Origin of the sequence: Spongiivirga sp. MCCC 1A20706, assembly GCF_046524175.1 — a bacterium.
GTDB lineage: Bacteria > Bacteroidota > Bacteroidia > Flavobacteriales > Flavobacteriaceae > Spongiivirga.
Genome location: NZ_JBEFZF010000004.1, coordinates 283,809 through 309,161, shown reverse-complemented (window position 1 = coordinate 309,161; position 25,353 = coordinate 283,809). Strand labels below are relative to the sequence as shown.

Genomic DNA, 25,353 nt, shown 5'->3' with positions numbered 1-25,353 from the left:
TTAAAGGTCGAAATCTGATTTTAATTCGGCAATAGCACTTTCAATAACTGCTACCACCTTCTCGAAGATAGGCTCTATATTATCAGGATCTTTGCCTCCGTACTTTCCCCAGTCCTGCACAACAATAAGATCTTCCAAAATCCCGACTTTAAACATATCTATAGTCGATTTCATTTTATGCGCCGTCTGATGTGTTTGTGTGTAGTTTTTATCAGCAACTGCCTGTTTTAACACATCAAGATCAGCCGGCATTTCTTCAACGAAACTTTGCGCTACCGCTTTAACAAAACCTTCGTCACCACCAGCGATCTCGTGAATGTTGTCTAGTTTGTAGTTTACTTCCATTCTTACTTTACTTTGATTGAGAACAGTTGCTGCCCCTCTATTGCACCAACTAATTGATCATTTATTGACACCTTACCAACCCCGGCCGGTGTACCTGTAAATATAATGTCTCCTATCTTTAATGTAAAATATTTCGACACATATTCAATTAACTCATCTATTTTCCATAGCATATGGCTTGTGTTGCCTGCTTGAACAGTTTTTTCATTTTGTTCGAGCGTAAAGCTAATATTATTCACATCAGCAAAATTTGATTTTTGCAACCAATCTCCAACCACGGCTGATCCGTCAAATGCCTTCGCCTTTTCCCAGGGCAAGCCTTTTGACTTTAATTGCGATTGCAAATCGCGTGCCGTAAAGTCAATTCCTAATCCTATTTCATCATAATATTTGTGGGCAAATTTCTTATCAATGTATTTTCCTATTTTATTTATCCTTACTAAAATCTCAACCTCATAATGTACGTCATTAGAAAAATCAGGAATAAAAAAAGGCTGCTTTTTTAGTAATATGGCCGTATCCGGTTTTAAAAAGACTACAGGATCTGTAGGTTTCTCATTTTCCAACTCCTTTATGTGTTCCGTATAGTTTCTTCCAATACAAATTATTTTCACTTGACCGGTACTATTTTTTTTAATTAATTGATTACAAGATAATTAAATAATTGATTTTCAAAAATCAATTATTTAAAGCTTTTCCTACAAAAGCTTATTGTTTAGACGTCTAAGCTTGATGGCCGTTAACACCTTTTTTGTGTATAACGGAAAATCTGCGTTTAACAACCAACCAAAATATCCAGGTTCTTTGTCCATTACTTCAGTAACTAACTTCCCTTTATGTTTCCCAAAAGAAAAACACTCTTCTCCATTGTCATTATAAGTGATAAATCCAGCAAAATCTGCACTATGTTTACGTGTAGTAAACTCGCTTAGTTTTTTTATGTCATTTTCAAGATCATCATATCGGTCTAACTGCGACTTCAGTACTTCGTAAGTTGCATTGGTATCAGCAGCTGCACTATGTGCATCTTTTAAGTCCTTATCACAGTAAAATTTATACGCCGCTTCAAGTGTTCGTTTTTCCATTTTATGGAAAATAGTTTGGACATCGACCGAAACACGGTTTTTCATATCAAAATCAATGTCCGCACGAAGTAATTCTTCTGCTAACAACGGAATATCAAACCTATCCGAATTAAAACCCGCTAAATCGGAATCTTTGATCATGTTATATACTTCTTTTGAAAGCGCTTTAAAAGTAGGTTCGTTCGCTACTTTTTCATCTGTTATGCCGTGAATAGCGGTTGAAGATTTAGGAATCGGCATTCCCGGATTTACAAGCCAGGTTTTACTTTCTTTATTTCCGTTAGGGTGTACTTTTAGAATTGCAATTTCAACAATGCGGTCTTTAGTAATGTCAATTCCTGTAGTCTCAAGATCAAAAAAACAAATGGGTTTGTTAAGCTTTAATTCCATTAGGTTGGCACTTATTTGCATTAATGGTTAGTTAACGCAAACAATTTAAATTATTGTTAGGTACGCTAAAGATAACTATTGAAGCGCTAATTCACGGTATGTTCTTCTACATAATTAAAAAGAAACTGATAAACAGTTGTGAACTTGGCCAATGGATACTCAACTTTTAGAAAAATCGTTTAAATAAAGGGTATTTTAAGTTTCTTACTTATTCTTGAATACATGTCATCAGATAATTAATTAACATTTAATACCTTGCGTGCAAACAAAATGTTTAGATGTTTCGATCAATAACCTTTTTATTTCTTTTTTGTTCAATACAAGTACAAGCACAGGAAGAACCCATTGAAATTAAAGAAGAAAAAACTGCTAATAGAATATCATTTTATGCTATCAACAAAAATAGGCAGGATTTTGATGTATTGTTTAAGGTTAGTGGCACTGATTTTAGGCAAAGTAAGGCAAGGGCACGATGGATTCGTGTTCCGGCAACCTCTAAAGTACAACTTCATAATATTATTGTATTGAGGGGAAAAACACCTAAATACACTCATAATTTACAAGTTAGAGATAGTTTGTCGAAAAGAGCTTTAAAAAAACCTGCAACCATTATTAAAGTACCCCCAAAAAAGATAAAACCAGGTAAATATATTGTTGTTTATAAAACGGAAAACTGTAGCGGTTGCAACCAAATAATTGATTCATTAGAAAGCAACAATTACATCTATCGTCAGGTAGATCTTTCAGAAAAACTTGAATTAAAAGAGCAATTGGCTAAATCTTTCGGCTCGCCAACTGCATTAGATTCTACAAATACACCGGTTGTCAACCTAGGAGGTAAATTATATAACTGGATAGAAACTTACGATCAGTTAATTAATGAATTATATCCTAATAGCAGAAAATCGAACAATACCATGGAAACAACAACTAGCGTTCTTGAAAGCTTTCAAATAATTGGACTTAAGGTAAAAACCATAAACAAAGATGGGCAATCAGGAAAGGATATTAAGGCACTTTGGGATCGTTTTTTTGCAGATAGTATTCTTCAAAAAATACCTAACAAAAGTGATAATACCATGTACAATTTATACACCAATTATGAAAGTGATCATTTAGGCATGTATGATTGTATTCTCGGATGTAAAGTTTCATCATTGGATGAAATACCGGAGGGCATGACTGGAATTACCATAAAAAAAGACACTTATGAAGTATTCACTTCTAAAGGAGCGTTGCCAAAATCTGTATTAAATACATGGGAATACATTTGGGGCAATCAGACCAATCGCAGTTATGGCGCAGATTTTGATGTTTACGGACCAGATGCATTCAATGATAAAAATGCGACTGTCAAAACCTATGTATCGATTAAATAAGGTAACATATACTTTGCTGTTTACTTTCCTTATGGTGTTTTCTCGGGTAAACGCTCAAGACACGACTAAGGTGAAGATTATTGAAGAAAAAACGAAGAAACGGGTTAACCTGTTTGCCGAAAACATTACCGAAAGTAATCATGACGTCTTCTTCATGGTGAACGCAACCGGATTTAGACGCAGCGCCTCGCGACCCATGATTAAAACTATTCCAGCAAAAACCAAGGTTCATTTAATTACATTGATTCCGCTAGCAAATGTTGAAAGCAAATACGACTACCGTCTAATTGTTCAGGACAAAACGACCAATATTGGGATACGTAAAGATCATGAACCTATTAAGCTTAAGCTTCCTGACAAGCTATTAGTATTTACGAGAAAGCAACACGCTAAATCGCAAGAGTTCATCAATGCGCTAAAAGATGCAAAAATCAGCTTCGAAGAAGTAGATTTTGATACTGCCAGCGTTCATAGGGAACTATTAAACAATCATTTTATCGCCAAAAATGTCAATCGGGATAGTGTTGAATTACCTGTTGTAAGTTTTAAAAGAGATATTCATTTAGAAATAAAAACAGTTGAAGCACTTAAAAGGTTATTACAATAATTAAAACGATTCCCTAAAGTAAAAGATCGAATAATCCTTTACAACATGACTTTGGTATTTATAAGCGCTTAGAAAAAAGCCAATCCATTAAATCCGGCTCAGCGAAGGCACTTGTCCAGCTATCATGACCATCTTCAGGGTAAATTGTCAACTTCACATCGGCTCCTTCTTTTTTTAGGGCTTCATTCATGATTCTAGAAAGTCTTATAGGGACTACATTATCTTTTTCTCCATGAAATATCCACCAGCTCGTGTCCTTAAGCTGTACTGCAGTTTCAGGATTTGCGCCTCCGCAGATCGCTATCGCTGCGGCAAAAGTATTTGGTATCCTTCTCACTATTTCAAAAGTGCCCATTCCACCCATCGACAATCCGCCAATATACACCTGATCTTTTTTAATAGGATAGTTTGATAACATATGTTTAACCAACTCAGTAGCCATATACATAGCACCCGTGGGAGGCCCGTCTTTTTTAAACTGAAAATCACGGGTACCATCGGCAGCAGTTTCCACATTTACATTCGACCAATAATCTGTTGCCGGACATTGAGGCATCACTACAATTGCAGGATATTTAGCATGTATTTCTTTTTTAATAAATGTGGATGCACCGTGAACCAGTTGCGATTCATTATCATTGCCTCGCTCGCCAGATCCATGTAAAAAGAATAAAATGGGATATTGTTTGCTACTATCAAAATTATCAGGAAAGAACACCCTGTATGGTAGTACCCCCCTATCAGTCTTAAATTCATTACGCTGGTACATACCAAAATCTTGACTAAAAGTAGTAGTAGCAAATAGTGTAAACATTAAAAAAGCAATTACGTATTTCATCTATAATTCCTGTTTTTGGTGATTACCAAATATACGGCTAAATGAAATTTAATTGTTTCCTCTTAGAATTGGGTTTATAATAAAAGAAAGGTAAAGTTTTAATACTGAGAAGTGGTTTTACACCTCACGATTTATGTCCCAGTTCTCTAAATAGTCTGCTACATATTTTACGAACATACCACCTAGTGCTCCATTTACCACGCGATGATCATAACTATGTGATAAGAACATTTTATATCGAATACCAATGAAATCACCTTCAGGAGTCTCGATAACAGCAGGCACTTTTCTAATTGCACCCAATGCCAAAATACCCACTTGCGGCTGATTGATAATTGGAGTTCCCATTATACTGCCAAAAGTACCAACATTGGTAACAGTATAAGTTCCCCCTTGAATTTCGTCTGGTTTCAATTTATTTTCTCTAGCGCGCCCCGCAAGATCATTTACTTGCTTGGCCATTCCCACTAAGTTTAATTGATCTGCATTTTTGATAACAGGAACAATTAGATTACCATCTGGTAACGCCGCAGCCATACCAAGATTTATGTTTTTCTTTTTGATTATCGTATCACCATTAACGGAAATATTGATTAAAGGATATTCTTTTAAAGCCTTGGCAACGGCCTCCATGAAAATAGGGGTGAATGTAAGTTTCTCACCTTCTCTCTGTTCGAAAGCTGACTTATTCTTTTTCCTCCAGTTCCAAATATTGGTAACGTCGGCTTCGCAAAAACTTTGTACGTGCGCAGAAGTCTGCACGCTTTCAATCATATGATGAGATATCAATTTCCCCATTCTAGTCATTTCGATAATCTCGTCCTCTCCACTAGCAATTAGAGGGGTAGATTGTTTAGGTACTGTAACCTTTTCTTGTTTTGGAGCAGTAGTTGGCTCCGGTTTTGCAGCAACTGCTTTACCATTAGCACCTCTATTCTCAACATAAGCTAAGATGTCATTTTTCGTTACCCGACCATCTTTACCTGTACCAGAAAGTGCATCAAGCTCTGCTACTGATATTCCTTCTTCCTTTGCAATATTTTTAACCAGTGGTGAATAAAAACGGTCAGATCCGGAAAAGTCTCCTTGTACCACAGGTGTCTGAACAGTCTCCACAGCTTTAGTTACACTTGCTTCAACAGCTGCCACTGCTTCTTGTGATGCGCCTACAGCTTCGACAGCTGGTGCAACGGTATCACTTCCTTCTCCCTCCACTTCAATGACCGCTAATACCTGCCCCACTTGAACCACATCGTCAACCTCAAAAAATTTCTCTACTAAAACACCATCAACTTCACTAGGCACTTCAGAATCTACTTTATCAGTAGCAATTTCAACAATGGCTTCATCCATTTCAATGGTATCTCCAACATCCTTTAACCATGCGGTGATTGTCGCTTCTGCAACACTTTCGCCCATTTTTGGAAGTTTCAGTTCGAATTTACCCATTTCGTTGATTGTATTTTATGATTTTGGTATTGCAAAAATAATAAATAAAATGCCTTTTTATTGATATAATCATATTTGAAAATGAAATTTTGACCAATAATTAAGAATTCAATATCAAAAAGTGATTATTAGTAAGAATATTACAACAATTAAGAAGTCTTCAGTGAGTTTTCAAAGGGAACCCGGTTAATAATACTTCTTCCCAAAGTGACCTCATCTGCATATTCCAATTCATCACCAACGGCAATTCCTCTTGCAATGGTGGAAGTCTTTACTGCGGTACCTTCTAATTGTTTGTAAATATAAAAATTGGTTGTATCGCCTTCAATTGTAGAACTTAGCGCAAAAATTAATTCGCTAACTTCTCCTTCCTTAACTTTTCTTACAAGACTTTCAATGGTAAGGTCATGAGGGCCGATACCGTCCATTGGTGATATCTTACCACCCAATACATGATAAAGACCTCTAAATTGTGCAGTATTCTCGATAGCCATCACATCTCTTACATCTTCAACAACACAAATGGTCGCTTTATCACGATTAGGGTTCGAGCAAATTTCGCATACTGAAATGTCAGATATATTATGGCAGCTTTGACATAGTTTTATTTCATTTCTAAACTTCGTCAAAGCATCCGTTAACTGCGCTGTTTGCGATTCAGGCTGCCTTAACAAATGCAGCACTAACCTTAGCGCAGTGCGTTTTCCTATTCCAGGTAGCATTGACACCTCATTTACTGCATTCTCTAATAGCTTTGATGAAAACTCCATGCTGTAAAATTACAAATTAACGAGCTCGATCTATTCCTTTTTAACGAGAAGATATATCGCTTTTATTCTTAAAATGGCTTTTTGTTATATTTGACTAGGTCGGAAACAACCCCAACCTCTTTTACCATATGCAGCCTAGCTATATTATCGCACTCATAGCCATTTACTTTGGCATTTTATTATTCATTTCATATTTAACGGGTAAAAACGATAGTAATACAGACTTTTTTAAAGCAGGAAAACAATCCCCTTGGTTTGTCGTAGCCTTCGGGATGATTGGGGCTTCCTTAAGTGGCGTTACTTTTATCTCAGTGCCTGGTTGGGTGGATGCCTCGCAGTTTAGTTATATGCAAGTGGTATTCGGTTATCTAGCGGGATACCTAGTTATTGCTTACGTTTTAATGCCTATATATTACAGAATGAATGTCACTTCTATCTATCAATACTTAGAAGATCGTTTTGGCATAGTAAGTTATAAAACAGGGGCCTTTTTCTTCTTTATATCTCGAGTCTTAGGCGCTTCTTTCCGATTGTTTTTGGTTGCCATCGTACTGCAAAAATTTGTTTTCGATGCTTGGAATGTTCCCTTTGCTGTTACGGTTACGCTCTCTATACTACTAATATGGATATATACGTTTAGAGGCGGGATAAAAACAATTGTTTGGACCGATACCCTGCAAACGCTCTTTATGTTGATAGCCGTTGGAATGGCAATTTATTACATTAATGATAAGCTAGGATGGAGTTTTAGTGAATTTCTTGCTTCCGCTGAATTAGCCGAGTATAATAAAATGATATTTACTGACAGTATTCTAGACAAAACTCATTTTGTAAAGTCATTTATTGGCGGAATGTTTGTCACCATCTGTATGACAGGGCTCGATCAGGATATGATGCAAAAAAACCTTACCTGTAAAAACACCAAAGAAGCCCAAAAGAATATGGTGTCTTTTAGCCTGGTGCTGATAGTAATTAACTTTATTTTCTTGTTGTTGGGGGCGTTATTGTTCATTTATGCTGATCGATTCGGTATTGCTACTCCAACAATGGATGGAAAGGCGAGAACGGATTTGTTGTTTCCGGAAATTGCTCTCAATACTGGTCTCGGACTTCCAATTGCAATTTTCTTTATGTTAGGTCTTATCGCTGCGGCATATTCCAGTGCTGATAGCGCCTTAACCTCATTAACCACTTCATTTTCTGTTGATTTTTTAAATATTGAAAAGCGTGAACCTGCGAAGCAAAAATCAATTCGAAAAAAAGTTCATATAGCGATGAGCGCCTTTTTAGTGATAGTTATTATTGCATTTAAATATCTTTTAGACACCAACGTAATCGATGGCCTTTTAAAAGCTGCTGGGTATACCTATGGCCCATTATTGGGCTTGTTTGCTTTTGGAATATTTACCAAGTACCAAGTAAGAGATAAGTGGGTAGCCTTGGTTGCTTTAATATCTGTAGCTTTAACCTTTATAATTGGCGGATTACCTAGCTCAACATTGGGAGGTTATGTATTTGGTTACGAACTGCTGCTAGTAAATGGACTGTTTACCTTTATAGGTTTAATACTGATTCGTAGAAAGTAGTACAAGGGTACACGCAACTTCAAAATCAATATTATTTTCGTTAAGAAGTTGATATAATTCCGGATTCTCAGTTCCGGGATTGAAGATAATGCGATGGGGATTTAGCGAAATAAAGTAATCATAATATTCCTTTTGCCTTTTGGGATTCAGATACAACGTAACGGTATCTAAATCCTTATACTTCTGTAATTCTGTATCAATTTCAACACCAACCACAGTTCCCTTCCGTAAACCATAAGCAACTACAGAGTATTTGGCATCCACTAGCCTATTGATCGCAATGTTTGAGTATCTTTCGGGTTTTAAAGAAGCCCCGAATACCAAGGTTTTTTTCATAGGGGCGTAGTCGTCTTTATTAGAAAATCTTACGACTTTACCATTTGATAATAGCACTTCCCCAGGTAAAGCCGCTACCAAAAGCCGCCAGTACAACAGTATCACCTTCTTTTATTTTCCCATTTTCCCAAGCTTCGGTTAGGGCTATAGGAATTGATGCTGCAGTAGTATTCCCGTATTTCATGATGTTATTATACACTTGATCGTTACTTAGACCAAATTTTTTCTGAACAAATTGTGAGATACGAAGATTCGCCTGATGCGGAATTAGCATATCGATATCATCGGGAGAAAGATTGTTGGTTTTTAATCCCTCCATGATCACTTCACTAAATCGCACTACTGCATTTTTGAAAACAAATTGACCATTCATATATGGAAAATATGAAGTGTCTTCAGCATTATCATCTTCTAATATATCGGTTACCCAACGCTTACCCATACCTGGAGCAATTACTGAAAGTTCTTCAGCATGCTGCCCCTCACTATGCATATGCGTTGATAAAATTCCTTTTGAAGTATCTTCTTCTCTACTAATAATTGCGGCCCCCGCACCATCGCCAAATATTACAGACACACCACGACCACGCGTTGTCATATCCAATCCTCGGGAATGAACTTCTGAACCTATGACCAGTACATTTTTATACATACCGGTTTTCACGTACTGATCTGCAATAGAAATAGCATATACAAAACCAGAACATTGATTTCTGATATCTAACGCACCAATAGTCGGTAATCCAAGATCACGCTGTACTAAAACACCGGGGCCAGGGAAGTAATAATCCGGACTTAACGTTGCGAAAATTAGAAAGTCGACTTCATCTTTATCAATACCCGCACGTTCTATTGCAATTTTTGCCGCTTTTACACCCATACTTGATGTGGTATCAGTTCCATCTTTGGCGACATGCCTTCTTTCTTGAATACCTGTTCTTTCCTGGATCCATTCGTCACTGGTATCCATTATTTTAGAAAGATCATCGTTTGTTACCACATTTTCAGGTACATAATATCCCAGACCTGCAATTTTCGAATTGTACATATACTAGATCAGTTTTTGTGTGACGAGCAATTTAGGTATTCTGGCTTTTCCGATAAAATAAATGCCACTTATATTATATGCATGCATAGTAATTTAGTTGGCAGTTCGCAGTTGTCAGTTCGCAGTCTTTGGCATCTATATTACCTTAAATCTTTTTGTCCCTCACCTAGCACTTCTAGCCATGGTAAATTCAGCTTTTTAGTAAAATTCTAAGAAAATAAGTCCCAAATTCCAATTACTTTTCGCTGCATTTCAGAATGGGAATTTTACATTACCATAGAGTAATACCGCATACTGCTACTGCCGACTGAAGACTGAGGACTGAGGACTGAGGACTAATCTTCTTCCTCAACGATCTGTTCGATGGCTACCATTAGATCAATGTCTTTTTGGGTAACACCACCGGCATCATGGGTAGTTAATGTAATGGAAAGTTTATTGTATGAATTTGACCAATCTGGATGATGGTTATGTGCTTCACATTCAAAGGCAATTCGGGTCATTGCGCCAAAAGCATCTTTAAAATTCTCAAATTCAAATAGGGTGGTTAAGCAATCGTCCCTATATTCCCAATCAGGGTATCCTAGTAGTTGTTTTTCAATAGCATCATAGCTAAGCTTTTTCATGGTCAGTGATTTTAGTTACTTAAAAGTACAAAAAATAAAGATGTAGTGTGATATCCTTAAAATCAACATTTTCAGCTACTTAACTAAAATAGCATCAATTACTTGCTGATTGTCAATTTGTAAATTTTTTGGCAATAAGTTATCCTTAGGCAGTACTGCAAGATACCGTTCATTATTTGTAGTATATACCCTTTTATATATAGGATGATGATTCCCAAGCTTCTTAATAATTTCAGCTATAAGTTCATCATGATGCATCAAATCGGTACTACCAAGGTGAAAAATTCCTGATTTATTTCTGTTAATAATGTAATGAACTTGCTGTGTTAACTTGTCATCCGTGGTAGTGTTCAAAACCAAGTTAGGAAAAACCTCAATAGGCTCTTTAGCGTGAAGCTGCCTCTTAATGGTTTTAATCCTTGGTGATTGACTTCCAAAAACCATTGGCACTCTAAGAATTGCCATTTTATTTTTGGGCATTCTCAACAGCATATTTTCGATTTTGATCTTTAAACGGCCATAAATACTTTCTGAAAGTGTTTTGTCATACTCATAAGAAGGGTACTGACTATATGCATCAAAAACATTAGCCGATGACAAAAAAATGAGTTTACAGCGATGCTGCATGACATAATCTACCAAATGCATATGTGCGGTCACTTGGGCTGCAAAACCACCTCTCAAACAAGAAATGATAACATCTGGTTTTACTTGAGCAGCAATTTCAATAACATCATCTTCAGCTAAATCGTAATGAAAAAACTGCTTATTGTTTTCAAAGCTTTTTTTAGTTGAAAAATAAGTAGCATAGGTGTCAAAATAGTTGCAAAGCTCCTTATAGATAGCATTACCTAAAAAACCACTTCCTCCAAGAATAAGGATTTTCTTTTTTTGTATGGATTGCTTTCTTTTTGTTGCCAAACACTATTTTTTATAAAATGGAAGTTTAACAACCGATGCAGGAACTGCGTTCTTTCTTATTTGAATATGAATTTGGGATCCTACATCACTAAAAACGGCAGGAACATAACCCAAACCAATACCTACCCCCATAGAAGGGCTCATCGTACCAGAGGTGACATTACCAATTTTCTTGCCCTGACTATCAACAATATCGTATCCTTGACGTGGTATACCTCGGTCATTTAACTCAAAAGCAATTAGCTTTCTATCCGTTCCTCTTTCTTTTTGTTTTAATATGGCTTCGTCATTAATAAATGATTTGGTCGATTTGGTAATCCATCCTAAACCAGCTTCTATAGGTGAAGTGGTATCATCAATATCATTCCCATATAAACAATAACCCATTTCTAGTCGCAAGGTATCTCGTGCCGCAAGACCTATAGGTTTAATTCCAAAATCAGCTCCGGCCTCCAGTACTTTATCCCATACTTGTTGTACCTCGTTATTTTTACAATAAATTTCGAAACCACCACTGCCCGTATATCCGGTGGCTGAAATAATCACATGATCTATTCCTGCAAAATCGGCAACTTCAAATGAGTAGAATTTAATGGTCGAAAGGTCAACAGAGGTCAACGACTGCATTGCTTCAACCGCCTTAGGACCCTGTATTGCTAACAATGAATAAGCCTCAGATAGATCTTTCATTTCGGCTCCCATGGTGTTATGTTTCGAAATCCAATTCCAATCCTTTTCAATGTTAGATGCATTAACAACCAATAAATACGTTTCATCTTTTACCCGATAAACAATCAAATCATCAACGATTCCCCCAGTATCATTCGGCAAGCAACTATATTGTGCTTTTCCTACAGTAAGCTTAGAAGCGTCATTTGTAGTCACTTTTTGAATTAAGTTCAATGCTTGTGGTCCTTCAATTAAAAACTCGCCCATATGAGAAACATCGAAAACACCTACGTCATTGCGAACCGTTTCATGTTCAATATTTACTCCTTCATAAGAAACCGGCATATTATATCCTGCAAAAGGAACCATTTTGGCTCCTAGAGCAATATGTGTATCGTTTAATGCAATGTTTTTCATCTTGTTTGATTGTGTGTTTAAGAATAAGCGCAAAAATATTGAAATTTCAGGCGTCTTGTTTTCACTTGCAGCTAGATTTTTACAATTAAATGTTAAGCCTTTAACTAACTACTGTTAAAATAGTATTTTTGATTACAAACAAACCAAATAAATCAATGTTTATGCGTATCCTTCTAACGATAGTAAGTTTCATTTTTGCCGCTAAAGTTGGCTTCGCCCAAGACAAACTTCCAACCGATTATTTAAAAGCTGATTTTCATAAAGAACGCCGTGAAGCATTTAGACAATTAATGCCAAAAAACAGTGTTGCTGTGGTGTTTGCAAACCCAGTTAGAAATAGGTCAAACGATGTCGATTATGTGTATCATCAAGATCCTAATTTTTACTACTTAACTGGCTATAAAGAACCCAATTCGGTACTATTAATTTTTTCTGAAGAGCAGCAAACTGAAAACGGAACTGTAAATGAGATGATCTTTGCTCAAGAACGAAACGCTCAAAGAGAGTTATGGGACGGTCGAAGATTGGGGGTTGATGGTGTTAAGAATCAGTTAGGTTTTGAAAATGTTGCAACCGGAAGTGCATTTAAAAATCTAGCTATTGATCTTACTAAGTTCAATAAAATTTTAATGCCCACACTGCAAAATGATATTCGCGATGCTCGAGGAAGTGCTGACCTATATGATTTAGTTGCTCAGTTTAAGGACCAATCAGGCTATTCGACCGCTAATCAAATGAGTTCGATGACGAAACGCATTTATAGCGCTATTGATGCTACACCAATTGAAAACAGTTCTAACTTGGTCCCTAGATTAAAGCAGGCCCTTGAGCAAATGGATGAACTGAAATCGGACCAGTTATTAGTTGATTTTACTAACGCAAAAGATGACGCTGCAAGAAAGGAACTAAAACAGAAAATGAAATTGCAATTGGCTTCTGATAAGTTTGATACCGATACTTTTAGTAGCATTACCGGCCAACTTCGCGAGGTAAAAACTCCGGAAGAAATGGTGTTGTTGAAAAAAGCAATCGAAATTTCAGCAGTAGGGCAAATAGAAATTATGAAAGCGATGCATCCTGATATGAGTGAAACCGAAATACAAGGTGTACACGAATTTATTTACAAAAAGTACGGTGCAGAATATGAAGGATATCCCTCTATTGTTGGGGGCGGAAATAATGGTTGCATTTTACATTATATAGAAAACAACAAAACCGAAGTAGGACAAGACCTTGTGTTAATGGATCTAGGTGCAGAATATCATGGTTATACTGCTGATGTTACTAGGACAATCCCAGCAAACGGAAAATTTACTAAAGAACAAAAGGCCATTTATGACTTGGTGTACGAAGCTCAAGAAGCTGGAATTAAGGCAAGTGTTGTAGGTGGTTCGTTTAGGGCCCCTGGACAAATCGCGAGAGACGTCATTAATGAGGGACTAGCGAAACTTGGTATTATTGAATCGGCCACCGCAAGACATAATTATTTCCCGCATGGCACCTCACATTATTTAGGTCTCGATGTACACGATCCGGGTACGTATCAACCATTTAAGGCCAATACGGTTATTACTGTTGAACCGGGAATTTATATTCCTGACGGTAGCCCCTGTGATAAAAAATGGTGGGGAATCGCCGTAAGAATTGAGGATGATATTTTAATTACGGATAACGGACCTGTTAACTTATCGGCAATGGCGCCTAGAAAGTCAGATGAAATAGAGAAACTAATGAAGCAGAAAAGTGTTTTAAGTAAACTAGAATTACCAAAACTAGATTAAACTTACATCTAGATTCGCGCAGACAAATAAGACTTTAGCGTTTCGATAAGGTACTATAAAAATTTATGCAAACGTTCTCGTTTATACTTCGGTAGCGACTCATTTTCAATGGCAATTTTGATCAAATCTTTGTCTTTTGATGGCTTAAAAAGTAAACCGAAAAACTGCTTTGTAGTAATAGGGTGTTCTGAAGGTGTTGTTAGTAGCATCTCATCCCCTGGTGACACATTTCCCTCTTCTAATACTCGCACATAGGTGCCGGGATGTCCGTGCTCTACAAACTCTTGAAGCACTTTTTGATCACCAAACTTAATTCCGAATTTATAACAGGGCTCCCTCGGTTGTGTTATTTGAACAAGCGCGCCACCAATTTTATAAATCGCCCCAATTTGAATTTCATTTTCATTTAGATCTTCTACAGTCAGGTTTTCACCAAACATACCCCATTCCCATTGCAAATCGGGATAGCGTTTTTGCCAATAGTCGTAGTGATCAGATGAAAATAAATAGCAGGCTTTAAAGACACCACCGTGTACTTTTAGATTACTCACCTCATCCCCTTTCACCCCTTCTTTTTCAAGATAAATGGAAGGTGCAGACTTTTTATAAATCCCTGTTTTTTCCTGTTTCCCCCTCCAAGAAATCAGAGTAGGTTTCGCAATATTGGTTGAAATAACTTTCATATTCTAAAAATACGAAATACCCAACTCTTAACTCTTAATTAATTAGGGTAGTACCAGAATGGGATGGAGACTATCTTTTTATCCACAATACTATCTCGGCTTTTGATATCCGGATCTTTCCGTTGACTCTTAGGAATTGGAATAACCTGAACTGATTTTCTTGAAATATGGACCACGTGTTTTCCTCTTGATAAATCTTTCAAATCTAAAACCGTTTCAAAACCTAGCTGTCCTTTTCTATTCTTGGAAATAATGAATTCCGGAGTGTGATTAATGGTATCAATCTCCACCTGATAAAACTCACTTAGCTTATCAAGATATAATGGAATTTTATTTCGGGTCGTACTATCTATGGTCTGACCAAACGAAATCATACCTTGCACAGCAATACCACGAATATCATTTTTAACTTTTAATTCCGGATATACTTTGATAAGATCTTCTTCAACAGCTTCTTTGAACAACAAAAATAATGGCATCGCGTTTTCGTCTATCTTTTTAGAAGGAATCGATACGTTAAGAACTAGCTGGGAATCTTCGGTAAGCTGATCATCATAATTACTGTTGGAAGCAAAATACTCAGATCGATAGCTTCTATTAATAGCATCACTAACCGTACTAAAGTAGCTTGAACCTTGATAATCGATAGAGGTAACAAACATTAGAAGAACATAAATAGGAAACAACAGCACAAATATTCTTCTACTAAATTTACTATCTAAAAAGTTATATACCAATGGTCTATACAGAAATGAAAATGAAATAACGCTGTAAAATCTGTAGATTGGGTAATACCATACTGCGATCCATTTCTTTCTTTTAAAGAACCCTAAAGTAAGGAAGTCAAGAAAGGTAAAAAGCATTGAAAACCCAATGATCAGGACAATTACACCTCCCAAATTCTCAGCCCAACTGGGCAAATCGTTGCTATTAATTGAAGTAACAACTAATGCCATTAACCCCATCACAAAAAACAACGAAAGGATAAAGAATATGGATAAAAAGGCTACTGCAAACATAATGCTACAGTAATTTTCTAATCTACCAATAAAATGATCAAATGACTTGATGCGCTTTCTCAAAAAATTATCAAACCATCTGTGATATCGTAATTCTTCAAAATCTATTTCACCCGATACATATCGTAAACCTAAAGCGCCTACCCAAAGACCTCTTAAAATAACATGAATGCACAGGTTAATAATACATAAGAAAACAGATAATAAAACCCCTCCGAGTAAGACCGAAAGAAATATTTTATCCTCACTTTGCGCCAACGCAACTTTTTCCAGAACTGGATCTATAAGTTGAAAAAGTCCAAAAATCGAGAAACCCGAGATAATTAATTCTAATTGCCAGCTTTCTTGTTGTAAAAGATCAAGCCATTTTTTAAACGAATTGCTAGAGGATTCTTTTGGCGATGTCATAGTTAGTCTTAAAGAGTTGCAATATAAGTATTGCTGTTTATAATGTTGTTACAAAAAAGCCACTTCAAAAATACTTTGAAGTGGCTTTCATTTTCTTCTTAATGAAGACAATGAGCAAAAGCCTATTTAATCATATCATAACTTCGTTTGATAAATTGCGTTAGCTCTTCACCCTTTAACAAGCCCTGAGATAATCTGGCAAGATCAAGTGATTGCTTTACTAAACGTTCTTGCTTTTTCTTGGTTTTGGTATTGAGTATTTCGCCTACTAATTCGTGATTACTATTGACAACCAAGTTGTACATTTCAGGCATATTACCCATACCAAACATGCCACCGCCGCCGGTTTGTTGCATCTCTTTCATACGACGCATAAACTCGGGTTGAGTAATAATAAATGGTGCTGCTTCACTATCCATCGCCTCTACCTGAACGGTATAGGTTTCTTTGGCTACCACTTCCTCAACAAGACCTTTTACTTTTTCTTTTTCTTCATCAGAAAGCTTGGAAATCGTATTGTCGTCTTTCTTAATTAAATTATCAATATGGTCAGCATCTACGCGAGCAAAAGAGATTTTTTCCTTACTCGTTTCCAATTTTTGAAGCAAATGACTTACTATGGGAGAATCCAGCAATAGTACTTCATATCCTTTCGCTTTCGCAGCTTCGATATAAGAATGCTGCTCATCTTTATTAGATGCATATAAGATGACTAATTTATCATCCTTATCAGTTTGAGCATCTTTAATGTTGTCTTGTAATTCTTCAAAAGTGAAGTACTTGTCATCTACTGTAGGATATAATGCAAACTTGTCAGCTTTTTCGAAGAACTTCTCTTCTGACAACATTCCGTATTCGATAACCACTTTGATATCATTCCACTTTTTCTCGAAATCTTCACGGCTATTTTTAAATAAAGAGTTCAGCTTATCAGCTACTTTACGTGTAATATAACTAGAAATCTTCTTTACTGCCCCATCAGCTTGTAAATATGATCTTGAAACGTTTAACGGAATATCAGGTGAGTCAATCACACCGCGTAACATTGTTAGAAACTCAGGAACAATGCCCTCCACATTATCCGTTACAAAAACCTGATTTTGATATAATTGAATACGATCTTTTTGAATATTCATATCGTTACCCAACTTCGGAAAATATAGGATACCCGTTAGATTAAATGGATAATCAACATTTAAGTGAATGTTAAACAATGGCTCCTCAAATTGCATGGGATACAACTCTCGGTAGAATGATTTGTAATCCTCATCCTTTAAGTCCGTTGGTTGTTTTGTCCAGGCCGGATTAGGGTTATTGATAATGTTATCTACCTCTTGTGTAGGGGCAGGATCTTCTTCTTTAGCATCCTCAGGTTTCGGTAAGGTTTCAGTCTTTGTGCCAAACTTAATCGGAATTGGCATAAATTTGTTGTACTTATTCAACAAGGTAGTAATACGAGCATCTTCTAAAAACTCAGTAGAATCCTCTGCAATATGCAAAATGATTTCGGTACCTCTATCCGTTTTATCAGCCGTTTCCAGTGTGTATTGAGGCGAACCGTCACATGTCCAGTGAGCGGCTGGTTCATCTTTATATGATTTGGTTATAATCTCAACCTTTTCGGCTACCATAAAAGCTGAATAGAATCCTAGCCCAAAATGCCCAATAATACCAGCATCTTCAACTTTATCTTTGTACTTGTCTAAAAACTCCTCAGCTCCAGAAAAAGCGACTTCGTTAATGTATTTTTGTACTTCATCTCCAGTCATACCGATTCCCTGATCGATAATATGAAGCTTTTTACCATCCTTATCAACCTTAATTTCGATTTGTGGATGACCATATTCAACCTTTGCCTCACCCATGTTGGTAAGGTGCTTCAATTTTAAAGTTGCATCGGTAGCATTTGATATTAATTCACGCAAAAATATCTCGTGATCACTGTATAAAAACTTCTTAATAAGCGGAAAAATATTTTCAACCGCCACATTAATATTTCCTGTTGCCATGGATATAATTTTCTTGTTTTAACATGTTTTATGCCTCTTGTTAGACAAAAAAAGTACCATTCTGTTTAAGATGTCACTTTGTCACCTTTTGTTCAATTTTAGTAAAAGCGTGTCAAACACTGCCAACAAAGGGTTTTCAAGCCACGACAATCGTGATTTAAACTTTAACATATTTTTTGTTTAAACAAAATTAAAAAAACTTAAACAATTAGCTAACTTTGATAGAAACGTGATACTATGGCGACAGCGAAAGCAAAAAAAGCAATTACACAAGATGGCATTATCTCGATGTATATGGAGTACGTTCTTGCAAATGAACATGCTCCCAAATCAGTCTATAAATTTTGTAAGGAACATAAAATCAAAGAAGCGGATTTTTACAAGTTCTTTGGTTCTTTTGAATCGCTTCAAAAAATATTATGGCAGCGTTTCTATGAAGTGACTATGGAAGTTGCTCAAAAAGATCCGAATTTTGAAACGATGAGCAACAAGAATAAAATGCTCACATTTTATTATACATTTTTTGAAATGCTGACTGCAAATCGTAGCTATGTGATATATGAATTGCAGCCTGCAAATGGAGTTCTTAAAAATTCTAATCAGCTTTCTGGCCTGCGAAGAAAAGTTAAAGATTTCGCTGCTGATTTAATTGAAACATCAAATGATCAAAAGCAACTTCGTATTACTAAGCAACCTGTTGGTTTGTTTTCTGAAGGTGCATGGATACAATTGCTGTGTTTAATACAATTCTGGAGAAATGATGATTCTCCTGGATTTGAAAAAACAGATGCTGCCATCGAAAAATCAGTAAAAACAGTCTTCGATTTTTTTGACAGTAGTACCATTGAATCTGCCATAGACTTGGGAAAATTTTTATGGAAAGAGAGAATGATTTAATATCACTGCATGAAAACGATAGATAAAATACCTACCACAAAAATTGGGCGCACTACTGAGCTAGTGAAGACCGGCATAAAAGTGGGCGGTAATTATTTAAAGTACTACGGTAATAAAGTAGTTAACCCTTCTTTAGACAAAGAGCGGCTTAATCAAGACAATGCTGAAGACATTTATAATGGACTTAAAAGTCTTAAAGGAAGTGCTCTTAAAGTAGCGCAGATGTTGAGCATGGAAAAAAACATGCTTCCCGAAGCCTATGTAGAGCGTTTTTCACTTTCACAGTTTTCTGTTCCCCCGCTGTCTGCTCCCTTGGTACGAAAGACCTTTAAAACGTATTTTGGTGACTATCCGGAAAACCTATACGATACTTTTGCCACCCAATCCATTAATGCGGCTAGCATCGGTCAGGTGCATCAAGCATTTAAGGATGGGAAAAAACTTGCTGTGAAAATTCAATATCCTGGGGTGGCACAAAGTATCAGTTCTGATCTTGCAATGGTAAAACCTGTAGCAAAAAAAATGTTTAACATTAAAGGAAAAGAATCAGAAAAGTACTTTACGGAGGTCGAGCAAAAATTACTAGAAGAAACCGATTACGTTTTAGAATTAAAACAAAGTCAACAAATAGCTTTAGATTGTTCACATATACCGAATCTTAAGTTTCCCTCATATTATCCTGATTTAAGCAATCATCGCATTTTAACCATGGACTGGATGGATGGTGCCCACCTGTCGGAATTCGCCAAAGCTAATACCAATACTGAAGTTGCGAACAAGCTTGGGCAAACGCTTTGGGATTATTATATGTTTCAAATGCACATTCTGAAAGCCGTAAATGCCGATCCGCACCCTGGCAACTTTTTAGTAAACACTAACAACGAGCTTATAGCAATAGACTTTGGTTGTATCAAACATATACCTGACGATTTTTATGGTCCTTATTTTGAATTGTCTAGACCTGAAAATCTCAATAACAAAAAACTGTTTGAAAAAAACATGTTCAAGTTGGAGATCCTCCGGAAAGAAGACACTCCCGCAGAATTAGCTTTCTTTTCGGAGATTTTCAATGAAATGATAGGTCTATTCACATCACCATTTGCTCATGATACATTTGATTTTGGTGATCCGGTTTTCTGGAAACAAATAGCCGATTTAAGTGATAAGTTTCAAAACGACCCTGAGGTTAGAAAAATGGATGCAGGACGTGGTTCAAGGCACTTTCTATATATGAACAGGACATTTTTTGGCTTGTATAATTTATTACACGACTTAAAGGCTGTGGTCCGAGTTAACGATTTTAAAAAATATATAAAGCATAATGCTATGCCAAGTAAAGTGGCATAAGTGAAGAGTACCTTAATTGGTTTGTTTATTTATTGGTTAGGTTGTGAGAGCGCATCGTGGTTGGTGCGCTCTCTTTCTTTCTAAAAATATTAAGACATAAAAAAGCCATCTTCTTATTCAGAAAATGGCTCCTTATAATTATATCCTTTACAACCTACTTTTCTTTAGTCGGTTTCATCTCAAGTTCCTTCTTGGGATCTCCAGCATTCTTTAAATATTTCTCTAACCATTGATCCTGCTCCCATAGCATATGCAGAATACTTTCTTTAGCCCGATAACCATGACTCTCTTTAGGTAGCATTACAAGTCTGGCAGTAGCACCTAGCCCCTTTAATGCATTAAAGTAACGCTCACTCTGTAAAGGATAGGTGCCCGAATTATTATCGGCCTGACCATGTATTAATAACAACGGGGTTTTCATTTTGTCAGCGTGCATAAACGGAGACATCGTGTAATACACCTCAGGGGCTTCCCAATAACTACGCTCTTCACTTTGAAACCCAAACGGAGTCAGTGTTCTGTTATATGCCCCACTTCTGGCAATACCTGCGGCATAATCGTTAGAATGCGATAGCAAATTAGCTACCATAAAAGCGCCATAACTATGCCCACCAACACCTACTTTATTTCTATCGATATATCCTAACGCATCAACAGCATCTATAGCTGCACGTCCATTGGCAACAAGTTGCTTTCTAAAAGTATCGTTTGGCTCTTCATTACCTTCTCCAATAATAGGGAAAGCTGCATCATCTAAAACGACGTACCCTTTTGTTAACCAATACAGCGGTGATCCCCAGTATGGATAGGTAAATTCATTAGGATTCTGTGTCGTTTGCGATGCGCTTTTCTTGTCTTTATACTCCCTAGGATACGCCCATAAAATCATTGGCATTTTTTCCTGGCTATTCTTATCGTATCCAACAGGTAAATATAAAGTACCTGTTAACTCTAATCCATCATCCCGCTTATAGGTAATCACCTCTTTATGTACATTTTGAAGTGCTTTATACGGATTTTCAAAGTCAGTGATCTGATTTAGTTTTTTTCTTTTCAATTCTCGGAAGAAGTAATTAGGATATTCATTTTTTGATTCTATTCGAACTAACAATCGGTTCATATCAACGTCATATTGATAAATGTTCTCAATCTTATCAGTATATACAGATTGATATAATCTTTTCGTCTGACCCGTGTTTAAATCCATTTGATCAACAAAAGGAAACTGACCTTTTTCAGAATAGCCATCGCCAGTTAAAAAAGCAGTATTTCTTTTTAGTGCTAATGAATAAGATCCATATTTATTTTTCTTCATTACAAAATTACCTGGGTCGCTATATACATCTTGGTAGTTTCTATCAGAAATAATTCTCGCTTCCTTGCTATCATCTGATGGGTTGAATACATATGTTTTGGTATTTCTTGTATTCCACCAATAGTCATAGGCAACCGCCACTTGGTCATTACCCCATTGTATGCCACTAAACCGACCTACAGTTTTTAATATGCTTTTTGGTTTTCCATTAAACGGTGCTTCAAGTTGGAATACCTCATCTCGAAATGGCACTTTATTTTTAGGATCTCCATCATCCAACACCTCAGCAAAAATTAGAGATGCCGGTTTATCTGCTCTCCATGACAAATTTCTTCTTCCTTTTCTACTTGCCATAAAACCCTTAGGTAAATCTTCTATTAAAGGTACCTCTAAAACTGTTTCTACCTTTTTTCCTTCTTTTGAATAAATGGTAGTTTCTGACGGAAAACGACGATAAGGAACCAAATAGGAAAACGGTTTTTTCACCATCGAAATCATGACATAGTTTCCGTCAGGAGAAAAGTTAATGTTTCGATACATGTTACTTCCCATCCATTTTTTAGAATTCCCGTCTAAATCTACTTTGTAAAGCTCAGATAAGGCCAACTGTTCAAAATTATGCTCATCATTTGGGTTTTTAAGTAGATCTTGATAGGTTCTGTTCTGTGCTTTTTTCCCATCGTTCACAGATATGGTGGGTCCGGAAGGAATTGTTTGCGCCGTATTGATCAATGCTTTTCGCTCTGATGACAACATCTTCACCAACAGCGATTGACTATCATCGAACCAATTGATCACATCTCTTAAATTAGCATTGACTTTAGCCTCGGTTAGTTTCTTGACAGTAGCGGTTTCAATATCAAGTACCCAAACCTCAACTCCATAATTGGTAGTATTGGTCATTGCTATCTTTTTTTCATCAGGTGACCAGCTAAAATTGGCTAACCGTGTATTATCCGGCAAGCCCTTCACCTGTGTTGCATTCTTAGCTTTAACCGGCTTTACCCTTACATTGTTAACGTAGGTAGTTCTACTTCCAATGTTAGTAGTGGGGTTGATACGTAGTCCTCCCAAGCGCATTTCAGTTTCAGAAAGTTCTCCAATGCTTTTATAGGCATCTCGATAAAGCAATACCATGTTCTCGCTTTTAGTATCGAGCATTACCCTAGGTGCTAGTGGAGCATCTACTAGATCTAAAATTTCTTGCGAAGGTTTTTGATAATTCAGATTTTCTTGTCCTGATAAAAAGGAAATAAATCCCAATAACAGAACAACTAGTGATAATTTTTTCATGTGTTATAGGTTGATTGATTAATAGTAGAGCGTGCTTTAACAATCAAATTAATACAAGTCTAATTTATTGGCAGTGCAGCACTTACCCAAATTAAATGAAATTTGGCCAAAAAGACTGTGAACATACTGTTAAACGACCATAACATTAACAAATGAAATAGAGACTATTCTTCTACTTATCAATTTGTGAAATACAGACGGATTTCTATTTTTGTAAATAGCAGAAAATACTTGAATATGGGAAGAGCATTTGAATTTAGGAAAGCGCGTAAAATGAAACGTTGGTCTGCAATGTCTAAAGCCTTTACACGTATTGGCAAAGACATTGTAATAGCTGTAAAAGAAGGCGGCCCCGACCCGGATTCGAACTCTCGCTTACGTGCTGTAATTCAAAATGCAAAGTCCGTAAACATGCCAAAGGACAATATCGAACGTGCCATTAAGCGTGCTAGTGATAAAAGTCAAGGCGATTTTAAGGAAGTAGTTTTTGAAGGCTACGCCCCTCACGGGATTGCAGTTTTAGTCGAAACCGCTACCGACAATAATACAAGAACAGTAGCCAATGTAAGAAGCTATTTCAATAAATGCAATGGTAGCCTAGGCACCTCTGGGTCTGTTGAATTTATGTTTGATCATACCTGTAATTTTAGAATCAATGCTGAAGGGCTAGATGCTGAAGAAGTTGAACTAGAGTTTATTGATTTCGGAGCTGAAGAGGTTTTTGAAGACGAAGATGGAATTTTGATATATGGCTCATTTGAAAGTTTTGGCGCGATACAAAAAGAACTAGAAAGTAGAGGTATCGAAATATTATCGTCAGGTTTTGAACGTATTCCACAGGTTACCAAAAAACTGACTGAAGAGCAAAAAGAAGATGTGGAAAAACTGCTGGAAAAAATAGAAGAAGATGATGATGTACAAAACGTATATCACACCATGGAAGAATTGTAGTCACTTTTTCTAAACTACGCTGTTTGTTTTACTATTTTACTTCGACTTATAAGTAAATTACCTCAAGTTAAAACTAAGAGGTAAATAATTAAAAAACAATTTAGATTTCGTCGGGACTAACTCCGCGGAATTTTAATCTCGATTATCGAGTAAAACAAATATTTATGACTCGTCGCGTTTTCTCACTTATATTTTTATTGGTTACCTTTTTTTCATCTGCTCAAATGAGCAATGCAAAACTCAATACAATTTTCAATAGAGAATCAGATAGTATTCAGTCTAATGGTAATCAATGGCAAATGCTGTATAAAGACCGGGTACTACTATGCGTAACTGACGAGAATGCCAATAGAATGCGTATTATTTCTCCTATCGCCGAGATTGATAAATTGGACGAAACCGAACTTAAAAATGCCTTAGTGGCTAACTTTCATACCGCATTAGATGTCAAATATGCTATTTCAGACGAGCTCATTTGGTCTGTTTTCATCCATCCTTTAAAAGAATTGACAGAACAACAAGTAGTAGATGCATTACGTCAAGTATATTATGCGAATCTAACTTTTGGAGGATCGTATAGCAGTACTACCCTGGTATTTCCAGGCAATACAAAAAAGGTTGAAAAAGAAAGTCCGATTAAGAAATTAAAGAAAATCTAGTCTAGCGGTAACCAGAGATCTTCTCCTCAGTAGGAAAATAAGCATACATAATAGCCAACAAAAACGCAGTTATTAGTAACAAAGACTGGCAGTTGGTTAACATACAAACCACTACTGAAAAAATAGCAGGTCCCTCTAAAAACCCCATTCTTATGATGTGAGCGCTTTGAAAACGGTTTAAAAGTTCGTCTGCATCAGCATTACGGTCAACTCCTGACATGGCACGATTGAAAATGGTATTACCCATAAAAAATCCAGCTACTGCTAAAAACATTGCTACCCAGTTAAATGGTTCTTTCATATTAAAGGTAAACTCAAACTCGTCAGTGATATACAACACAAATCCAGCAAAAAAAACAACCCCTAGCATCAATGAGCTATGAATGACCTGTAGAACTTTAAGCCTGGTTGGATTTAATTTTTTACGCACCTTAGTTAGATTGTTTTACTAATTTAAAACAAAAAACTACACATATACCATCTAATCAATTTAATAACACTACTTTTGCGCCTTTATTAATAGCC

Annotated in this window: 24 protein-coding genes; 8 read left to right on the top strand and 16 right to left on the bottom strand. The window is 36.4% G+C overall.

Features of this window, described 5'->3' with window-relative positions; translation table 11 throughout:
* From ABN763_RS11685 to ABN763_RS11675, 3 genes are all read right to left on the bottom strand, one after another.
* On the bottom strand, positions 1 to 345 hold the full coding sequence (locus tag ABN763_RS11685) for an Hpt domain-containing protein (RefSeq protein ID WP_410485650.1): 345 nt from the start codon (positions 343 to 345) through the stop codon (positions 1 to 3).
* Positions 346 to 347: 2 nt separating this feature from the next.
* Positions 348 to 959, bottom strand: a complete 612-nt coding sequence (locus tag ABN763_RS11680) for a fumarylacetoacetate hydrolase family protein (protein WP_410485649.1) — start codon at positions 957 to 959, stop codon at positions 348 to 350.
* A gap of 84 nt (positions 960 to 1,043) precedes the next feature.
* Positions 1,044 to 1,820 (bottom strand): exonuclease domain-containing protein, encoded by a 777-nt coding sequence (locus ABN763_RS11675; RefSeq protein ID WP_410485828.1) that lies wholly within the window; start codon positions 1,818 to 1,820, stop codon positions 1,044 to 1,046.
* A 278-nt stretch (positions 1,821 to 2,098) separates the two neighbouring features.
* Between ABN763_RS11675 and ABN763_RS11670 the strand changes: the two genes are divergently transcribed.
* Positions 2,099 to 3,199, top strand: a complete 1,101-nt coding sequence (locus ABN763_RS11670; protein ID WP_410485648.1) for an effector binding domain-containing protein — start codon at positions 2,099 to 2,101, stop codon at positions 3,197 to 3,199.
* Positions 3,183 to 3,806, top strand: a complete 624-nt coding sequence (locus ABN763_RS11665; protein ID WP_410485647.1) for a hypothetical protein — start codon at positions 3,183 to 3,185, stop codon at positions 3,804 to 3,806. Before ABN763_RS11670 ends, ABN763_RS11665 begins: the two co-directional genes overlap by 17 nt.
* Before the next feature lie 58 nt (positions 3,807 to 3,864).
* On the opposite strand, the gene ABN763_RS11660 is transcribed toward ABN763_RS11665, so the two are convergent.
* The 3 genes from ABN763_RS11660 to recR form a co-directional block, all read right to left on the bottom strand.
* Positions 3,865 to 4,644, bottom strand: a complete 780-nt coding sequence (locus ABN763_RS11660) for an alpha/beta hydrolase-fold protein (protein WP_410485646.1) — start codon at positions 4,642 to 4,644, stop codon at positions 3,865 to 3,867.
* Between the two features lie 117 nt (positions 4,645 to 4,761).
* Positions 4,762 to 6,093: a dihydrolipoamide acetyltransferase family protein gene (locus ABN763_RS11655; RefSeq protein WP_410485645.1), complete on the bottom strand. Its 1,332-nt coding sequence runs from the start codon at positions 6,091 to 6,093 to the stop codon at positions 4,762 to 4,764.
* A gap of 149 nt (positions 6,094 to 6,242) precedes the next feature.
* On the bottom strand, positions 6,243 to 6,863 hold the full coding sequence (recR, locus tag ABN763_RS11650) for a recombination mediator RecR (RefSeq protein ID WP_410485644.1): 621 nt from the start codon (positions 6,861 to 6,863) through the stop codon (positions 6,243 to 6,245).
* 128 nt (positions 6,864 to 6,991) lie between these two features.
* Between recR and ABN763_RS11645 the strand changes: the two genes are divergently transcribed.
* A complete protein-coding gene (locus ABN763_RS11645) occupies positions 6,992 to 8,449 on the top strand; it encodes a sodium:solute symporter (RefSeq protein ID WP_410485643.1) in 1,458 nt (485 codons plus the stop codon).
* On the opposite strand, the gene ABN763_RS11640 is transcribed toward ABN763_RS11645, so the two are convergent.
* The 5 genes from ABN763_RS11640 to gcvT form a co-directional block, all read right to left on the bottom strand.
* Positions 8,426 to 8,785, bottom strand: coding sequence for a CoA-binding protein (locus tag ABN763_RS11640; RefSeq protein WP_410485642.1), 360 nt, complete (start codon positions 8,783 to 8,785; stop codon positions 8,426 to 8,428). The genes ABN763_RS11645 and ABN763_RS11640 overlap by 24 nt on opposite strands.
* A 37-nt stretch (positions 8,786 to 8,822) precedes the next feature.
* Complete coding sequence (locus ABN763_RS11635; RefSeq protein ID WP_410485641.1) at positions 8,823 to 9,833, bottom strand: 3-oxoacyl-ACP synthase III family protein; 1,011 nt, start codon at positions 9,831 to 9,833, stop codon at positions 8,823 to 8,825.
* A gap of 335 nt (positions 9,834 to 10,168) precedes the next feature.
* Positions 10,169 to 10,459, bottom strand: a complete 291-nt coding sequence (locus ABN763_RS11630) for a 4a-hydroxytetrahydrobiopterin dehydratase (protein ID WP_410485640.1) — start codon at positions 10,457 to 10,459, stop codon at positions 10,169 to 10,171.
* A 75-nt stretch (positions 10,460 to 10,534) separates the two neighbouring features.
* Positions 10,535 to 11,380 carry a sugar nucleotide-binding protein gene (locus ABN763_RS11625; RefSeq protein WP_410485639.1) on the bottom strand — a complete coding sequence of 282 codons (846 nt, stop codon included), beginning with the start codon at positions 11,378 to 11,380 and terminating at the stop codon, positions 10,535 to 10,537.
* A gap of 3 nt (positions 11,381 to 11,383) precedes the next feature.
* Entirely contained in the window at positions 11,384 to 12,466 is a 1,083-nt protein-coding gene (gene gcvT / locus ABN763_RS11620; RefSeq protein ID WP_410485638.1) for a glycine cleavage system aminomethyltransferase GcvT, read from the bottom strand.
* A 161-nt stretch (positions 12,467 to 12,627) separates the two neighbouring features.
* Between gcvT and ABN763_RS11615 the strand changes: the two genes are divergently transcribed.
* Positions 12,628 to 14,247, top strand: a complete 1,620-nt coding sequence (locus tag ABN763_RS11615) for an aminopeptidase P N-terminal domain-containing protein (protein ID WP_410485637.1) — start codon at positions 12,628 to 12,630, stop codon at positions 14,245 to 14,247.
* A 53-nt stretch (positions 14,248 to 14,300) separates the two neighbouring features.
* On the opposite strand, the gene ABN763_RS11610 is transcribed toward ABN763_RS11615, so the two are convergent.
* The 3 genes from ABN763_RS11610 to htpG all read right to left on the bottom strand — a co-directional run bounded on the left by ABN763_RS11610 (position 14,301) and on the right by htpG (position 18,366).
* A complete protein-coding gene (locus tag ABN763_RS11610) occupies positions 14,301 to 14,930 on the bottom strand; it encodes an MOSC domain-containing protein (RefSeq protein WP_410485636.1) in 630 nt (209 codons plus the stop codon).
* Positions 14,931 to 14,968: 38 nt separating this feature from the next.
* Entirely contained in the window at positions 14,969 to 16,357 is a 1,389-nt protein-coding gene (locus ABN763_RS11605; RefSeq protein WP_410485635.1) for a hypothetical protein, read from the bottom strand.
* A gap of 122 nt (positions 16,358 to 16,479) precedes the next feature.
* Positions 16,480 to 18,366 (bottom strand): molecular chaperone HtpG, encoded by a 1,887-nt coding sequence (gene htpG, locus ABN763_RS11600; RefSeq protein WP_410485634.1) that lies wholly within the window; start codon positions 18,364 to 18,366, stop codon positions 16,480 to 16,482.
* 237 nt (positions 18,367 to 18,603) lie between these two features.
* On the opposite strand from htpG, the gene ABN763_RS11595 reads away from it, so the two are divergent.
* Both ABN763_RS11595 and ABN763_RS11590 read left to right on the top strand, forming a co-directional pair.
* Positions 18,604 to 19,263, top strand: a complete 660-nt coding sequence (locus ABN763_RS11595) for a TetR family transcriptional regulator C-terminal domain-containing protein (protein WP_410485633.1) — start codon at positions 18,604 to 18,606, stop codon at positions 19,261 to 19,263.
* A 9-nt stretch (positions 19,264 to 19,272) separates the two neighbouring features.
* On the top strand, positions 19,273 to 20,610 hold the full coding sequence (locus ABN763_RS11590) for an ABC1 kinase family protein (RefSeq protein WP_410485632.1): 1,338 nt from the start codon (positions 19,273 to 19,275) through the stop codon (positions 20,608 to 20,610).
* A gap of 154 nt (positions 20,611 to 20,764) precedes the next feature.
* On the opposite strand, the gene ABN763_RS11585 is transcribed toward ABN763_RS11590, so the two are convergent.
* Positions 20,765 to 23,218, bottom strand: coding sequence for a prolyl oligopeptidase family serine peptidase (locus ABN763_RS11585; protein ID WP_410485631.1), 2,454 nt, complete (start codon positions 23,216 to 23,218; stop codon positions 20,765 to 20,767).
* 237 nt (positions 23,219 to 23,455) lie between these two features.
* Between ABN763_RS11585 and ABN763_RS11580 the strand changes: the two genes are divergently transcribed.
* Positions 23,456 to 24,169, top strand: a complete 714-nt coding sequence (locus ABN763_RS11580) for a YebC/PmpR family DNA-binding transcriptional regulator (protein WP_410485630.1) — start codon at positions 23,456 to 23,458, stop codon at positions 24,167 to 24,169.
* 164 nt (positions 24,170 to 24,333) lie between these two features.
* Entirely contained in the window at positions 24,334 to 24,828 is a 495-nt protein-coding gene (locus tag ABN763_RS11575) for a hypothetical protein (protein ID WP_410485629.1), read from the top strand.
* A gap of 1 nt (position 24,829) precedes the next feature.
* Here the strand turns inward: ABN763_RS11575 and ABN763_RS11570 are convergent, their stop codons facing one another.
* Positions 24,830 to 25,258: a hypothetical protein gene (locus ABN763_RS11570; RefSeq protein ID WP_410485628.1), complete on the bottom strand. Its 429-nt coding sequence runs from the start codon at positions 25,256 to 25,258 to the stop codon at positions 24,830 to 24,832.
* Between the last annotated feature and the right edge of the window lie 95 nt (positions 25,259 to 25,353).